The 298-nt window shown below is 43.0% G+C and carries 1 pseudogene; it reads left to right on the forward strand.

Features of this window, described 5'->3' with window-relative positions:
• Positions 1–111: 111 nt before the first annotated feature.
• Positions 112–298, forward strand: a pseudogene (locus tag A142_RS25290) (hypothetical protein); the annotation flags it as partial.

The raw sequence follows: 298 nt of genomic DNA on the forward strand, positions 1-298 counted from the left end.
CAGCGGTGGGATGGAACAACCTGACGCTTTCACGTCGTTCAATTGTCGGCTTCACCTTGCCCCAACAAGCGTTGCTTATTGCCGTCACACTGAACCTTATTGGATAATATTGTGATACTTTTTATCAACACACTTTACTTGTTCATTTTCCTATATAGATTACTGACCTTTTCACATGCCCCCTCAACTAAGGTAAATCTGATACGGGGTATCAAAGGTATCGTCATTTTGCTGGTCATCGCGGTATGGTTAGTGCCACTTCACCTCCCTTGGTATATCAATGGAAGCGTTCTTTTTT

Source organism: Vibrio splendidus 12E03 (assembly GCF_000272105.2).
GTDB lineage: Bacteria > Pseudomonadota > Gammaproteobacteria > Enterobacterales > Vibrionaceae > Vibrio > Vibrio splendidus_I.